The organism is Kosakonia pseudosacchari (assembly GCF_900184035.1).
Lineage (GTDB): Bacteria > Pseudomonadota > Gammaproteobacteria > Enterobacterales > Enterobacteriaceae > Kosakonia > Kosakonia pseudosacchari.
In genome coordinates, this window is sequence record NZ_FXWP01000014.1 from 264,166 (window position 1) to 280,960 (window position 16,795).

General features: G+C 56.9%; 9 protein-coding genes. 8 read left to right on the forward strand and 1 reads right to left on the reverse strand.

Annotated features, from left to right (window positions below):
* Positions 1-9: 9 nt before the first annotated feature.
* The 8 genes from bcsQ to BN2591_RS14475 all read left to right on the forward strand — a co-directional run bounded on the left by bcsQ (position 10) and on the right by BN2591_RS14475 (position 15,754).
* Complete coding sequence (gene bcsQ / locus BN2591_RS14435) at positions 10-774, forward strand: cellulose biosynthesis protein BcsQ (RefSeq protein ID WP_086872544.1); 765 nt, start codon at positions 10-12, stop codon at positions 772-774.
* Positions 771-3,374: a UDP-forming cellulose synthase catalytic subunit gene (gene bcsA / locus BN2591_RS14440; protein WP_086872546.1), complete on the forward strand. Its 2,604-nt coding sequence runs from the start codon at positions 771-773 to the stop codon at positions 3,372-3,374. Before bcsQ ends, bcsA begins: the two co-directional genes overlap by 4 nt.
* 25 nt (positions 3,375-3,399) lie before the next feature.
* Positions 3,400-5,784 (forward strand): cellulose biosynthesis cyclic di-GMP-binding regulatory protein BcsB, encoded by a 2,385-nt coding sequence (gene bcsB, locus BN2591_RS14445; protein ID WP_086872548.1) that lies wholly within the window; start codon positions 3,400-3,402, stop codon positions 5,782-5,784.
* Between the two features lie 5 nt (positions 5,785-5,789).
* Positions 5,790-6,896: a cellulose synthase complex periplasmic endoglucanase BcsZ gene (gene bcsZ / locus BN2591_RS14450; protein WP_086872550.1), complete on the forward strand. Its 1,107-nt coding sequence runs from the start codon at positions 5,790-5,792 to the stop codon at positions 6,894-6,896.
* Complete coding sequence (bcsC, locus tag BN2591_RS14455; protein WP_086872552.1) at positions 6,878-10,366, forward strand: cellulose synthase complex outer membrane protein BcsC; 3,489 nt, start codon at positions 6,878-6,880, stop codon at positions 10,364-10,366. Before bcsZ ends, bcsC begins: the two co-directional genes overlap by 19 nt.
* A gap of 220 nt (positions 10,367-10,586) precedes the next feature.
* A complete protein-coding gene (gene hmsP / locus BN2591_RS14460) occupies positions 10,587-12,593 on the forward strand; it encodes a biofilm formation regulator HmsP (RefSeq protein ID WP_208616142.1) in 2,007 nt (668 codons plus the stop codon).
* A gap of 157 nt (positions 12,594-12,750) precedes the next feature.
* Positions 12,751-14,037 (forward strand): dicarboxylate/amino acid:cation symporter, encoded by a 1,287-nt coding sequence (locus tag BN2591_RS14470; protein ID WP_086872556.1) that lies wholly within the window; start codon positions 12,751-12,753, stop codon positions 14,035-14,037.
* A gap of 217 nt (positions 14,038-14,254) precedes the next feature.
* Positions 14,255-15,754, forward strand: a complete 1,500-nt coding sequence (locus BN2591_RS14475; RefSeq protein WP_086872558.1) for a M16 family metallopeptidase — start codon at positions 14,255-14,257, stop codon at positions 15,752-15,754.
* A gap of 43 nt (positions 15,755-15,797) precedes the next feature.
* Here BN2591_RS14475 and kdgK read toward each other — a convergent pair whose 3' ends face one another.
* Complete coding sequence (gene kdgK, locus BN2591_RS14480; protein ID WP_086872560.1) at positions 15,798-16,727, reverse strand: 2-dehydro-3-deoxygluconokinase; 930 nt, start codon at positions 16,725-16,727, stop codon at positions 15,798-15,800.
* Positions 16,728-16,795 lie beyond the last annotated feature (68 nt).

The following is a 16,795-nucleotide window of genomic DNA, read 5'->3' on the forward strand; positions in this document are numbered from 1 at the left end:
ATAACCAGGATGGCCATCTTGGGATTACAGGGGATTCGCGGTGGTGTGGGGACGACATCGATCACTGCGGCTCTGGCCTGGTCATTACAACTTTTAGGCGAATCGGTGCTGGTGATTGATGCCTGCCCTGATAACTTGTTGCGCCTGTCATTTAATGTCGACTTTGAACATCAACACGGCTGGGCGCGCGCGGTATTAGATGGACAAGACTGGCGCGATGCCGGCATGCGCTATACCTCGCAGCTCGATCTCCTGCCTTTTGGCCGTTTGACGGCGAATGAGTGGGAAAACCTCCATTTATTGCATGAACCGCTTGGCCAACTCACCACTATTCTGCAGGCGCTGAAAACGCAGCAACGTTATCAGTGGGTGTTAATCGATCTCCCGCACGGCGTTGCACCGCTGTCACGCCAGTTTGTGGCACAGTGCGACCATCTGTTTGTGGTGGTAAAACCCGACACCAACTGCCATATCCGTTTGCACCAGCAGCTTTTACCTGCGGGCGCGCATATTTTGCTTAACGATCTGCGCATCGGCAGCCAGTTGCAGGACGACCTCTGGCAGGTGTGGCTGCAAAGCCAGCGGCAGATACTTCCGACCCTTATTCACCGCGATGAAGCGATGGCGGAATCGCAGGCATCGAAACAGCCATTGGGCGAATACCGGGCGGATTCGCTGGCGGCGGAAGAGATATTAACGCTGGCGAACTGGTGCTTGCTGCACTGTGCGCACCCGGGTGAAGTAAGCGGTGAGCAGGAAAGGAGCCCGCAATGAGCCGCCTTTCCGCCTGGTTGCTGATCCCGCCGGTGAGCGCGCGGTTAAGCGAGCGCTACCAGCGCTACCGTGAACACGGCGCTTCGGGGTTTAGCGCAGCCTCTGGCTGTTTCTGGGCGATCCTCGCATGGGTGTTTATTCCGCTGGAGCACCCGCGCTGGCAGCAACTCCGTGCGCAGCAGCATTTGTGGTTCCCGCATATTGATCCTGATAAACCGCGACCGCTCGATCCGGCGCGTTACCTGCTGCAAACCTTGTGGTTGCTGGTTACGCTTCCCTGGGGCGATAGAAAGTCGCCCCGTCGCCAACGTTTCGCCCGGGCGCGTGTGCTGCGCGGGCGCTGGTATCACTGGCTGGATACGCTGCCGGAGCGCGTAACGCACCGCACCGGTCATCTGGATGATAAAAAAGAGTTGGCGCATATCAGCCCGCGCGTGCGCCGCTTTATTCTCGGCGTCATTGTGGTTTTCTCGCTGATCCTCGCCATTCTGTGCATTACGCAGCCGTTTAACCCGCTTTCACAGTTTGTCTTCCTGATGTTGTTGTGGGGCGTGGCGCTGCTGGTACGCCGAATCCCGGGGCGTTTTTCCGCCCTGATGCTGATCGTGCTCTCGCTCACCGTTTCCTGCCGCTATATCTGGTGGCGCTATACCTCGACGCTGAACTGGGACGACCCGGTGAGCCTGGTATGCGGCCTGGTGCTGCTGTTCGCGGAAACCTACGCGTGGATTGTGCTGGTGCTTGGCTATTTTCAGGTGGTATGGCCGCTTAATCGCCAGCCGGTGCCGCTGCCGAAAGATATGTCGTTATGGCCTTCTGTCGATATTTTTGTACCGACCTATAACGAAGATTTGAATGTGGTGAAAAACACCATCTACGCCTCGTTGGGTATCGACTGGCCGAAAGACAAACTGAAGATCTGGATCCTCGATGATGGCGGGCGCGAAGAGTTCCGCCAGTTTGCTAAAAGCGTTGGCGTGGAGTACATCGCGCGAACCACGCATGAGCACGCAAAAGCGGGCAACATCAATAACGCGTTCAAGTACGCGAAGGGCGAGTTCGTGTCGATCTTCGACTGCGACCACGTACCGACACGCTCGTTCCTGCAAATGACCATGGGGTGGTTCTTAAAAGAGAAAAAGCTGGCGATGATGCAGACGCCACACCACTTTTTCTCGCCGGACCCGTTCGAACGTAACCTGGGCCGTTTTCGTAAAACCCCGAACGAAGGCACGCTGTTCTACGGGCTGGTGCAGGATGGCAACGACATGTGGGACGCGACCTTCTTCTGCGGTTCTTGTGCGGTGATCCGCCGTGGGCCGCTGGATCAGATTGGCGGTATCGCTGTTGAAACCGTTACCGAAGATGCGCACACCTCGCTGCGTTTACACCGCCTGGGGCACACGTCGGCGTATATGCGCATTCCGCAGGCGGCCGGGCTGGCAACAGAGAGCCTGTCTGCGCACATTGGCCAGCGTATTCGCTGGGCGCGCGGCATGGTGCAGATTTTCCGTCTCGACAACCCGTTGATGGGCAAAGGGCTCAAACTGGCGCAGCGCCTCTGTTACGTCAATGCGATGTTCCATTTCTTATCGGGCATACCGCGGCTAATCTTTCTGACCGCGCCACTGGCGTTCTTGCTGCTACATGCTTACATCATTTACGCGCCCGCGCTGATGATTGCGCTGTTCGTGCTGCCGCACATGATTCACGCCAGCCTGACTAACTCGAAGATTCAGGGCAAATATCGTCACTCTTTCTGGAGCGAGATCTACGAAACCGTGCTGGCGTGGTATATCGCGCCGCCCACGCTGGTGGCGCTGTTCAACCCGCACAAAGGGAAGTTTAACGTCACCGCCAAAGGCGGCCTGGTGGAAGAGGAGTATGTGGACTGGGTGATTTCCCGTCCTTACATCTACCTTGTGTTGCTCAACCTGGCGGGCGTACTGGTCGGGATTTGGCGTTATTTCTACGGCCCGGAAAACGAAATACTCACCGTCTTCGTCAGTATCGCGTGGGTGTTCTACAACATGATTATTCTTGGTGGCGCGGTGGCGGTTTCTGTCGAGAGTAAACAGGTTCGTCGCTCGCATCGCGTTGAAATGTCGATGCCTGCGGTGATTGCCCGCGAAGATGGTCATCTTTTCTCCTGTACCGTGCATGATTTTTCCGACGGCGGGCTGGGTATCAAAATTAACGGCCAGGCGCAGGTGCTCGAAGGGCAAAAAGTCAATTTGCTGCTCAAACGCGGCCAGCAGGAGTATGCGTTCCCCACCACCGTGGCGCGTGTGAACGGCAATGAAGTGGGCCTGCAATTGATGCCGTTGACGACCAAACAGCATATCGATTTTGTGCAGTGTACTTTTGCCCGCGCCGACACATGGGCGCTATGGCAGGACAGCTTCCCGGAAGACAAGCCTCTGGAAAGTCTGATGGATATTTTGAAACTGGGTTTCCGCGGCTATCGCCATCTCGCGGAATTTGCTCCGCCGTCTGTCAAAATGATTTTCCGCTCATTCACCATGCTGGTGTCCTGGGTGGTGTCATTTATTCCGCGTCGTCCGGAACGGAATGTGGCGGTGCAGCAACCGATGACGTGACTGGCTCAACAATGATGAAAACGCGATGAAAAGAAAACTTTCCTGGATTTGTGCAGTGGCTATGGGGACGAGTGTTTTATCTCCGGTGATGACGTATGCAGCGCCAGCCCCGACGGTTCCGGCTGTTGCGCCCGCCACTGAGCCGGTGGCGACGCCTGCGCCGGAACAAACGGAATCATTGACGCCAACCACGCCAACCGACGGCCAGAACGTTGTCGGACAGGTGATGCCGGGCGTACCGGGGGCGAATGCGCCGGTGGTCGCCGCAAACGCGCCGTCGCGCGATGTGAAACTGACTTTCGCCCAAATCGCGCCGCCGCCGGGCAGCATGGTGTTGCGCGGTATCAACCCGGACGGTGGCGTTGAGTTTGGTATGCGCAGCGATGAGCTGGTATCGAAAGCGGTGCTCAACCTTGAGTACACGCCATCGCCCTCTTTACTGCCCGTACAATCCCAATTGAAGGTCTATCTGAATGATGAACTGATGGACGTCCTGCCGGTCACCAAAGAGCAACTCGGCAAGAAAACGCTGGCGCAGGTGCAGATTAACCCGCTGTTTATCACCGACTTCAACCGTGTGCGGCTGGAGTTTGTCGGCCACTATCGCGATGTGTGCGAAAACCCGGCCAGCAGCACGCTATGGCTGGATATCGGTCGCAGCAGCTCGCTGGATTTGACTTACCAGAAGCTGGCGGTGCAAAACGATCTCTCCCACTTCCCGATCCCCTTCTTCGACCCGCGTGACAACAGGGCGCTGACGCTGCCGATGGTTTTCGCTGGCGCACCGGACATTGAACAACAGCAAGCCGCTGCTGTTATTGCCTCCTGGTTTGGCTCCCGCACCGGCTGGCGCGGCCAGAGCTTCCCGGTCACGTATAACACGTTGCCGGATCGCAACGCGATCGTCTTCGCCACCAATGATAAGCGTCCTGATTTCCTGCGTGATGCGCCGGCGGTGAAAGGACCGACCATCAGCATGATCAACCACCCGAATAATCCGTATGTGAAACTACTGGTGGTGTCTGGTCGTGATGACAAAGATCTGATGCAGGCGGCGAAAGGTATCGCCCAGGGTAACGTGCTGTTCCGTGGCGATAGCGTCACGGTGGATGAGGTGAAACCGCTACTGGCGCGTCAGCCGTACGATGCGCCGAACTGGGTGCGTACTGACCGTCCGGTGACGTTTGGCGAGCTGAAAACCTATGAGGAGCAGTTGCAGTCGACCGGGCTTGCGCCTGCCGCTATCAACGTGTCGCTGAACCTGCCGCCGGATCTCTATCTGCTGCGCAGTACCGGTATCGATATGAACCTGAATTATCGTTACACCGCGCCGCCGACCAAAGACAGCTCGCGCATGGATATCAGCCTGAACAACCAGTTCCTGCAATATTTCAACCTGACCAGCAACCAGGACACCAACCGTCTGCTGCTGCGTCTTCCGGTGTTACAAGGGCTGCTGGACAGTAAAACGGATGTCTCCATTCCGGCGCTGAAGTTGGGCGCGGTGAACCAGTTGCGCTTTGATTTTCAGTATATGAATCCGATGCCGGGCGGCACCATTGAGAACTGTATAACCTTCCAGCAGGTGCCAAACCGCGTGGTGATCGGCGATGACTCCACCATCGACTTCTCGAAGTATTACCACTTTATTGCGATGCCGGACTTACGCGCCTTCGCCAATGCTGGCTTCCCGTTTAGCCGGATGGCCGATTTGTCGCAAACCATCGTCGTCACGCCGCCGCAGCCCACGCCTGCGCAAATGGGCACCTTGCTGGATTCACTGGGTGCGGTGGGCGCACAGACCGGCTTCCCGGCAATCAATGTGCAACTGACTAACGATGGTAATCAAATCAAGGATAAAGATGCCGACATCATGATCATCGGCACCATTCCACCGGCGTTAAAAGACGATAAGAAAATCGATCTGCTGGTGAATGCGGCGCAAAGCTGGGTAAAAACGCCGCTGCGCCAGACGCCGTTCCCGTCGATTGTGCCGGATGCCGTCGACCGCCAGGCCGATGCGCAAACCGGTATCACGTCCGATGGCCCAATGGCAGCGATTGTCGGCTTCCAGTCGCCGTATCACGATCAGCGCAGTGTGGTCGCGCTGCTGGCAGATAGCCCGCGCGGGTATGAATTGCTAAATGGCGCGATGAACGACAGCGGCAAACGCGCGGCGATTTATGGCTCGGTGACCGTTATCCGCGAATCTGGCGTCAATGGCCTGCGCGTGGGCGATATTTACTACGTCGGTCACTTGCCGTGGTTTGAGCGCATCTGGTACGCGCTGGCTAACCATCCTGTGCTGCTGGCGGTGCTGGCGGCGGTCAGCGTGGTGTTGCTGGCGTGGGTGCTGTGGCGTCTGCTGCGGATCATTAGCCGTCGCCGTCTCGACCCGGATCACGAGTAACGAAAATGAGAACGCGACGTTGGTGGGTGATAGTGGCGTTGATGCTGGCGGCGGTAAATGTGCGCGCCGCCTGCACATGGCCTGCCTGGGATCACTTCAAACAAGCCTATCTCAGCGATGGCGGCCGGGTGGTTGATCCCAGCGATCAACGCAAGATAACCACCTCGGAAGGGCAGAGTTATGCGCTGTTCTTCGCGCTGGCGGCGAACGATCGCGACACCTTTGCCAGGGTGCTGCAATGGACGCAAAACAACCTGGCGCAAGGCTCGCTCAGTAGCCATCTTCCTGCCTGGCTGTGGGGCAAAAAAGAGGACAATAGCTGGACGGTGCTCGACACCAACTCGGCGTCTGATTCCGATCTGTGGATTGCCTGGTCGCTACTGGAAGCGGGGCGTTTATGGAAAAACGACGAGTACAGCCAGCTGGGTAAAGCGTTGTTAGCCCTCATCGCCAAAGAAGAAGTGGTGACGGTGCCAGGGCTGGGATCGATGCTGCTGCCAGGCAAAATCGGTTTTGCCGAACCGACAACCTGGCGTTTTAACCCGAGCTATTTGCCGCCGCAGCTGGCGAGCTATTTCAGCCGCTTTGGCGCACCGTGGTCGACGCTGCGCGAAACCAACCTTCGCCTGTTGCTGGAAACGGCGCCAAAAGGCTTTTCGCCAGATTGGGTGCGGTTTCAAAAAGGCAACGGCTGGCAGCTTAACGCTGAAAAAACATTCGTGGGCAGTTATGACGCTATCCGCGTTTATTTGTGGGTCGGCATGATGCACGACCGGGATACACAAAAAGCACGCCTGCTGGAAAAATTCAAACCAATGGCCAGCGTGACTACGAAAAACGGCCGCGTACCGGAAAAAGTGGATGTGGCGACCGGGCAAATTCACGGCGATGGGCCGGTGGGCTTTTCCGCTGCGCTGCTGCCCTTTTTACAGGATCGCGATGCGCAGGCCGTACAACGGCAATGGGTCGCCGATCATTTCCCCGGCGACGATGCCTACTATAGCTATGTTCTGACCCTGTTTGGGCAAGGGTGGGACCAGCACCGTTTTCGCTTCACCCCTCGCGGTGAGTTACAACCTGACTGGGGCCAGGAATGCGCAACTTCACAGTAAGCTTACTCTGTTTCTCACTCGCGTTGGCGCTGGCTCCCGCTACGCATGCGGCCGATGCTGGCGCGCAGCAGCAACTGCTTGAGCAGGTGCGTCTTGGTGAAAGCACCAAACGCGAGGATCTGGTGCGCCAGTCGCTTTATCGCCTTGAGCTTATCGCGCCGGATGACCCGGAAGTTATCGCCGCGCGCTTACGCTATTTGCTGCGCCAGGGCGATAACGCGGGCGCACAAAAGCAGCTTGATCGCATGAAACAACTGGCACCCGATTCCAGCACCTATAAATCGGCGGTGACCACCATGGCGCTCTCCACGCCGGAAGGTCGCCAGGCGCTGCAACAAGCGCGTTTGCAGGCCACCACCGGCCATACGCAAGAAGCGCTTGCTGCTTACGACGCCCTGTTCAAAGGTAACCCGCCGCAGGGCGAGCTGGCGGTGGAGTACTGGATGCTAGTGGCAAAAGTGCCCGCGCGTCATGCGGAAGCGGTGAAACGTTTGCAAGCGTTGAATGCCGCTAATCCTGGCAACGATCTGCTGCAGGGCGGGCTGGCGCAGATGTTGTTTGCCGATGGGCGCAGTGCGGAAGGGTATGCGGTGCTGGAACAGATGGCGAAAACCAGCAATGGTCGCGCAGCCGCGGCGAGCATCTGGTATCAACAAATTCAGGCGATGCCGACCAGCGACGCCAGCGTGAAAGCCCTGCAGCGTTTTCTGACGCTGTTTAGTTCAGGCGACACGGTAGACAGCGCCCGTACGCTGCTTGCCGCGCAGCAAAAACAGCTGGCCGACCCGGCGTTTCGCGCGAAAGCGACGGGGCTTGCGGCGGTGGATGCCGGGCAGGGCGCGAAAGCGCTGAGCGCGTTGCAACAAGCTGTCAACGCTAACCGCGCGGACAGCGAAGCGGTCGGGGCGCTGGGGCAAGCCTATTCACAAAGCGGCGATCGCGCGCGCGCGATCGCGCAGCTGGAAAAAGCCATCGCCATGGACCCGACCAGCGGCAACCGCAGCAAGTGGGACAGCTTGCTGAAAACTAACGGCTACTGGCTGTTGATTCAGCAGGGCGATGCGGCGCTGAAAGCCAACAATGTGCAGCAGGCGGAACGTTATTACCAGCAGGCGCGCAACACGGATAACACGGACAGCTACGCGGTGCTGGGTCTGGGTGATGCCGCCGCAGCGCGCAAAGATAATGCGGCAGCCGAAGGTTTCTATCGCCAGGCGCTGCGCATGGACAGCGGCAACAGTAACGCGGTGCGCGGCCTGGCGAATATTTACCGTGCACAGTCACCGGAAAAAGCGGAACAGTTTATTCAGTCGCTCTCGGCCAGCCAGCGGCGCAGCATTGATGATATTGAACGCGGGTTGACTAATGACCGGCTCGCGCAGCAGGCAGAAGCGCTGGAAAACAGCGGTGAATGGGCGCAGGCGGCAGAGCTGCAACGTAAACGGCTGGCGCTCGACCCCGGCAGCGTATGGATAACCTATCGGCTGGCCAGCGATCTCCGCCAGGCGGGGCGGCGGGGCGAAGCCGATTCGCAGATGAACCGTCTGGTCACGCTCAAACCGCGCGACCCGGAACAGGTCTACGCCTATAGCCTCTATCTTTCCGGCAATAACCAGCCACTGGCGGCGCTGAATCACCTTAATGCGCTGCCGAAAAGCCAGTGGAACAGCAATATTCAGGAGCTGGCCGACAGGCTGCAGGCCAACCAGTTGCTGGACAACGCCAACCGCCTGCGCGATGGCGGTCATGAAGATCAGGCGGTAGCGCTACTGGCGCAGCAACCGGCGTCTTCACGCATTGATTTAACCCTCGCCGACTGGGCGCAGCAGCGCGGCGACAACGGCGAAGCACAACGTTATTACCAGCGTGTTCTGCAAAGAGAACCCGCGAATGAAGAGGCGTTGCTTGGCCTTGCGGAGCTGTATGCCGCAGATGGCAATCGCATGGCCGCGCGGGCGTCGCTGGCGAAATTGCCGGCAACGACGCCCGCCCAGCCGCCATCAATCAACACCCAGCGTCGGCTGGCGCTGGTACAAACCCAGTTGGGCGATACCGCCAGCGCAAAACGGATCTTCACCACCATCGTCCCGCAGGCGAAGTCTCAGCCGCCGTCAATGGAGAGCGCGCTGGTACTGCGCGATGCGGCGCGTTTCGGGGTACAAAACGGCGAGCCGCAGCAGGCGCTGGAGAGTTATAAAGATGCGATGGTGGCATCCGGCATCACGACGACGCGCCCGGTGGATAACAACACCTTTACCCGCCTGACGCGCAATGATGAAAAAGATGACTGGCTGAAACGCGGAGTGCGCAGCGATGCCGCCGATCTTTACCGTCAGCAGGATCTGAACGTCACTTTGCAGCATGAGTATTCGGGCTCCAGCGGTACAGGGGGGTATTCGAATTTAAAAGCGCATAACACTATGTTGCAGGTGGATGCGCCACTGTCAGACGGGCGGATGTTCTTCCGTACCGATGTGGTGAATATGGATGTCGGGACATTCAGCACACGTGATGACGGCACGTATCGCCCGCGCTTTGGCACGTGTGTTGATGTTCCCTGCGTTGGCGGGAATCGCCACCAGTCTGACAACGGCGCCAGCGTAGCAGTAGGGTGGCGAAACAATACCTGGTCGATGGATATTGGCACCACGCCGATGGGTTTTAATGTCGTTGATGTGGTGGGCGGGGTCAGTTACAGCAGCGATATCGGGCCGTTTGGTTATACCGTGGATTTACATCGCCGCCCCATTTCCAGCTCACTGCTGGCTTTTGGTGGGCAAAAAGATCCCGGCAGTAATACCGGTAAAATCTGGGGCGGTGTGCGGGCGAACGGCGGCACGCTGAGTCTCAGTTATGACAAAGGCGAAGCAAACGGCGTGTGGGCGAGCCTCGGGGCGGATACGCTGGAAGGCAAAAACGTTGACGACAACTGGCGCGTGCGCTGGATGACCGGCTACTACTACAAACTGATCAACGAAAATAACCGACGCGTCACCGTAGGCCTGAACAATATGATCTGGCACTACGACGAGGATTTGAGCTATTACACCTTAGGCCATGGCGGTTACTACAGCCCGCAGGAGTACCTCTCTTTCTCGGTTCCGGTATTGTGGCGTGAGCGTACGGAGAACTGGTCCTGGGAACTTGGCGGTACGGTGTCGTGGTCGCACTCGCGCACGAAAATGATGCCGCGTTACCCACTGCTTAGCTTGATTCCTGCGGATTTCCGCACCCTGGCAAGCGAGCAGACCGAATCCGGCGGCAGCAGTAATGGCTATGGCTATACCGCGCGCGCGCTCATTGAACGCCGGGTGACGTCCCATTGGTTTGTGGGAGCCGGTATCGATATTCAGCAGGCCAAAGACTACACACCAAGCCACGCGCTGATTTATGTGCGTTATTCCGGCGCGGGCTGGCAGGGCGATATGGATATGCCGCTCCAGCCTCTGGTGCCGCACGCCGACTGGTAAAAAAGGAGTATTCCTGGCGGGAAATAACGGTATCTGGCGATAAAGGAGCCGCTGTTAACCGCCAGAGATTCAACAGGTTATCACCTGCTTTCCTCGCAGTTTTCCGCTGAATGAGATTCTGCTTAGCGGTTTATCTCAAGCGACGCACGATAGAGTATACTCTGGCGGCGAAGTACCCTTTTTTTCTGTTCTGCGCTCATTGTGTCTCTGGAGAGTGATTTTGCGTGTCAGCCGTTCTTTAACCATTAAACAAATGGCCATGGTTGCTGTTGTCTCTATGGTGTTTGTTTTTATTTTCTGCGTCATTTTGCTGTTTCATTTCTTACAGCAGAATCGCTATAACACGGCTACACAACTGGAAAGCATTGCCCGTTCCGTACGCGAACCTCTTTCAGCGGCGATTTTAAAAGCCGACATCCCCGAAGCAGAAGCGATTATCAAGCAGATTAAACCGGCGGGTGTCGTCAGCCGCGCGGATGTAGTTCTACCGAATCAATTTCAGGCCTTGCGTATGAGCTTTATCCCGGAACGTCCGGTTCCGGTGATGATCACCCGAATGTTTGAACTGCCGGTGCAGATCTCTTTGCCCATCTATTCGCTGGAGCGCCCGGCAAACCCGCAACCGCTGGCTTACCTGGTGCTACAGGCGGATTCATATCGGGTTTATAAGTTCGTCATCAGTACCTTATCAACGTTAGTGACGGCTTACTTACTTTTAACGTTGATGCTCACGGTGGCGCTTACCTGGTGTATCAACCGGCTGGTGGTTCACCCGCTGCGAAAAATTTCCCGCGAGCTTAATGACCTTCCGGCGCAGGAGCTTGCCGGGCATCAGTTGCCCGTGCCGCGTCTTCATCATGATGATGAAATTGGCATTATGGTGCGCAGCTACAACCGCAACCAGCAATTGCTGCGGCGTCAGCAAGAAGAACTGAACACCCAGGCGACACATTTCCCGGTTTCGGAACTGCCGAATAAAGCTTTCCTGATGGCGCTGCTGGAGCAAACGGTGACCCGGCAAAACCCGACCGCGCTATTGGTTATCGCCTGCGACACGCTGCGTGATACCGCCGGTGTGCTGCAGGAGTCGCAGCGCGAGATGTTGCTGTTGACGCTGGTGGAGAAACTGAAATCGATACTGACGCCGGACATGGTGCTGACGCAGGTGAGCGCTTATGACTTTGCGATTATCGTTCACGGTGTGAGTGAGCCGTGGCACGCGATGACGCTCGGTAAGCAAGTGCTCACTGTAATTAACGAGCGTGTGCCGCTGCACGGCATCCAACTGCGGCCCAATGCCAATATTGGTGTGGCGATGTTTTACGGCAACCTTTCTGCCGGGCAGCTTTACCACCGGGCGGCTTCCGCTGTCGTCAGCGCGCAGCGCAAAGGGAAAAATCAGATCCAGTTCTTCGATCCGGAGCAGATGGAACTGGCGCAGCAATGGCTGGCGCAGGAGAGCGACATACTTACCGCGCTTGATGAGGGGCGTTTCGCGCTCTGGTTGCAGCCGCAGGTAGATGCGGCGAGCGGCGAACTGGTGAGTGCGGAAGCGTTGCTCCGTTTGCGCCAGCCAGACGGCAGCTGGGCATTACCGGAAGGGCTTATCGAACGTATTGAATCCTGCGGATTGATGGTCAACGTCGGGTATTGGGTGCTGGAAGAGTCCTGCCGCCTGCTGGCGGGCTGGCAAGCGCGCGGTATCATGCTGCCGCTCTCGGTGAATCTTTCGGCCTGCCAGTTGACGCATCCCTCGATGCTGGCCGATATGCTGGATTTGTTGCAGCGTTACCGTATTGCGCCGCAGACGCTGATCCTCGAAGTGACAGAAAGCCGCCACATTGACGATCCCCAGGCCGCAGTGGCGATTTTGCGCCCGCTGCGTGACGCCGGGGTGCGCATTGCGCTGGATGATTTCGGCATGGGTTATGCCGGGTTACGCCAGCTGCATCACATGAAGTCGTTACCGGTGGATGTGCTGAAAATCGACAAAATGTTTGTTGAAGGTTTGCCGGATGAACACAGCATGGTGGCCGCCATTATCCACCTGGCGCGCAGTCTGGATCTGCGCATCGTCGCGGAGGGCGTGGAGAATGAAGCGCAACGGGCATGGCTTGCTGATGCGGGTGTTGATGTGGCGCAGGGCTTTTTATTTGGCCGCGCGGCGTCTGCCGAGGCGTTTGAACAGCAGTTTTTTGCCGTATCGGATAAGCCTGAAAATACCTAATTTGTTACGGGCTTGTGCGAGTCAGTTCAAAGTTTTTAACATTGTTGTTTCAGATTTGATGTAAGTTTATTTCTGTCATGTTTGACGGGTGTTATTTTTAAACCGCAGGCTAAATGAAAACCCTACAAAGCCTGAGGTTTAATCTCAAGGACACCTTATGAAAACCTCCCTGTTTAAAAGTCTCTACTTTCAGGTTCTGACCGCGATTGCCATCGGTATTCTGCTTGGTCATTACTACCCTGAACTCGGGGCGCAGATGAAACCGCTTGGTGATGGCTTCGTGAAGCTCATCAAGATGATCATTGCCCCGGTGATTTTCTGTACTGTTGTCACCGGTATCGCCGGCATGGAAAGCATGAAGGCGGTAGGTCGTACCGGTGCGGTTGCACTGCTCTACTTCGAAATTGTCAGTACGCTGGCGCTCATCATCGGTCTGGTTATCGTTAACGTGGTGCAACCGGGCGCCGGAATGAACGTCGACCCGGCAACACTTGATGCCAAAGCCGTGGCGGTTTATGCCGAACAGGCGCAGCAGCAGGGGATTGTCGCCTTCCTGCTTGATGTGATACCGGCGAGCGTGATTGGCGCTTTCGCCAGCGGCAATATTCTGCAAGTGCTGCTGTTCGCGGTGCTGTTTGGCTTCGCGCTGCATCGCTTAGGCCATAAAGGCCAACTGATTTTTAACGTTATCGAAAGTTTCTCGCAGGTGATCTTCGGCATCATCAATATGATCATGCGCCTTGCGCCGATTGGCGCATTCGGGGCGATGGCGTTTACCATCGGCAAATATGGTGTCGGTACGCTGGTGCAACTCGGTCAGTTGATTATCTGCTTCTATGCCACCTGTATCCTGTTTGTGGTGGTGGTGCTGGGCACTATCGCCAGGGCGACGGGATTCAGTATCTTCAAGTTCATCCGCTATATCCGCGAAGAGTTGCTGATTGTTCTGGGCACCTCTTCGTCTGAATCGGCGCTGCCGCGCATGCTGGAGAAGATGGAGCGCCTGGGCTGCCGTAAATCGGTGGTCGGGCTGGTTATCCCAACCGGCTACTCCTTTAACCTGGATGGCACCTCCATTTACCTGACGATGGCAGCGGTATTTATCGCCCAGGCGACCAACAGCCATATGGATATTTTCCATCAGATAACGCTGCTGGTGGTGCTGCTGCTGTCATCAAAAGGTGCCGCCGGGGTGACGGGCAGCGGGTTTATTGTGCTGGCCGCCACGCTTTCCGCCGTCGGGCACTTGCCGGTGGCGGGGCTGGCGCTGATTCTGGGTATTGACCGCTTTATGTCCGAAGCCCGTGCGCTGACCAACCTGGTGGGTAACGGCGTCGCTACCATCGTGGTGGCGAAGTGGGTAAAAGAGCTGGATCAAAAACAGCTGGTCGAAACGCTGGATAACCGTTCCAGCGCGGCAAAAACCCCCGGAATTTCTTCATAATTTCGTGACTTATGACCGCAGTCCCTTGTCGGGCTGCGGGTACCTGCGCATAATTACCTCCTGGATTCGTCACAATTTCCGATGAAATTTCGTGATAATTCACTTCGCGATGTGACGTTTTGCATTTTCCGCGGTCTAAAAGCGAAGTGTTTTAACACGCTTTTAGCCCCTTTGTGCGGGCATACTTTTTAACCAGGAATGTTGATTAGGGGTTCACATGCAGGGCACAAAAATTCGACTGTTAACGGGCGGTTTGCTGATGCTGGCAGCTGTCGGTTATGTGCAGGCAGATGCGCTCCAGCCTGACCCGGCCTGGCAACAAGGGACGCTGGCAAATGGTTTTCAGTGGCAGGTTCTCGCCACACCTCAGCGCCCCAGCGATCGCATTGAGATTCGCCTGTCTATTGATACCGGTTCGCTCGCCGAAAGCAGCCAACAGAGCGGTTTCAGCCACTTTATTCCCCGCGTTGCGTTGACCCATAGCGGTCGGCTTGAACCTTCCCAGGTGCGCTCGCTGTGGCAACAAGGCATTGACCCAAAGCGCCCGCTGCCGCCAGCGCTGGTCTCCTACGAATACACGCAATATAACCTGAGCATTCCGAACAACCGCAGCGACCTGCTGAAAGAGGCGTTGGTTTACCTGGCAGATGCGGCCGGAAATCTCACTATCACGCCGGAAACGGTTAATCACGCACTCGCCAGCAACGATATGGTCGCCACCTGGCCTGGTGACACCAAAGACAGCTGGTGGCGCTACCGCCTGAAAGGTTCGCCGCTGCTGGGACACGATCCCGCCGGCACGCTGAAAGAGCCGGTCGATGCGGCGCAACTGAAAGGTTTCTACGAAAAATGGTATACGCCGGATGCCATGACGCTAATTGTGGTCGGGAACGTGGATAGCCGCGCCATCGCAGAGCAGATTGGTAAAACCTTCGGCGAGCTGAAAGGGAAACGCCAGACACCTGCGCCGGTTGCGACGCTGTCGCCGCTGCCGCGCCAGTCGGTTAGCTTGATGACCGAGGGCGTCAGCCAGGATCGGTTGTCGATCATGTGGGATTCCGCCTGGCAACCGATTCGTGAGTCTGCCGCGCTTGAGCGTTACTGGCGTGCGGATTTGGCGCGCGAAGCCCTGTTCTGGCATATCCAGCAGAACCTGAGTAAAAACAACGCCAGAGAGATTGGCCTCGGTTTTGACTGCCGGGTGCTGTTCCAGCGGGCGCAATGCGCCATTAACGTTGATTCCCCCAATGACAAGCTCAACACCAATGTCGGCGTGATTGCGCGTGAGCTGGCGAAAGTGCGCGAGAAAGGGCTGCCGGAAGAGGAATTTAAAGCGCTTATCGCGCAGAAAAACCTTGAGCTGCAAAAACTGTTTGCCACCTATGCGCGCGCCAGCACCGATATTCTAATCAGCCAGCGGATGCGCTCTTTGCAAAACCAGGTGGTGGATATTGCGCCGGAGCAGTATCAAAAGCTGCGCCAGACTTTCCTGAACAACCTGACGCCGGAGATGCTGAACCAGGATCTGCATCAGCAGCTTTCACAGGATATGGCGCTGGTGTTGCTGCAGCCGAAAGGCGAACCGGAGTTCAACATGAAGGATTTGCAGGCAACGTGGGATGAAGTGATGGCACCGCCAGCGGATAACGCCGCGGCACCTGCTGCCAGTGGTGACGAAAGCCATTCTGACGTCTCGGACATTCCCCCGCAGCAGTAATGCTTAACTGCCCCTCTCCGCTAAAGGAGAGGGGTGAACAGCGTTATTGCGGCATGGCATCGCGCGGAATAATCGCGCCGCGATACTGAATGACCGTGCTGGCGGTTAAATGCCCGCGTTTTGCCGCTTCTGTCGCGTCGCCACCGGTCAGACGTACCGACAGGTAACCCGCGCTGAACGAATCCCCCGCTGCTGTGGTATCGATCACTTTCTCTTTCGGCAGTTTCACCGCCGGCACTTCCACCAGCGCTTCACCGGCAATCGCCACCAGGCAGGAGTCTGCGCCGCGCTTGATAACCACCTCTTTTACGCCCGCGCGCTGTGTGCGCTCGATAACCTCTTCCACCGGTTTCTCGCCCCACAGCAGGTCTTCGTCATCCAGCGTCAGAAACGCGATATCCGTGCAAGCCAGCATTTGCTGATAAACCTGACGCGTCTCTTCTTTGCTTGCCCACAGGCGCGGACGGTAGTTGTTATCAAAAATCACTTTGCCGCCATTCGCACGGCAAGCCTGCAACAGCGACAACAGCTTGTTGCGGCTTGTCGGGCTTAGAATGGCAAGGCTGATGCCGCTCAGGTAGAGATAATCGAAGGTCGCAAGCTGTTCGCAGATCGCCGCAGACTGCTCGCTCTCAAGCCAGAATTTGGCGGCGGCTTCGTTACGCCAGTAGTAGAAGGTACGCTCGCCGGTGCTGTCGGTTTCGATGTAATAGAGTCCAGGCAGGCGGTTTTCCATACGTTGTGTCAGGCTGGTATCGACGTCCTCGCTTTGCCAGGCATCCAGCATCTGCTGGCTGAAATTGTCGGTACCAAGCGCAGTAACATAGTGTACGGAAAGCGCCGCAGGATTGACCTGGCGGGCGATATAAACAGACGTGTTAAGCGTATCGCCACCAAAGCCACGGTTCACTTCCGTGCCTTTTTGTGACAGTTCAATCATGCATTCGCCAATGACGGCAATTTTCCTGGACATAGTCATCAACCTGGATCAGATAAATTAACGGTAGTGTGCGTTGTGGGTGATTCGTGGTCAACTATATT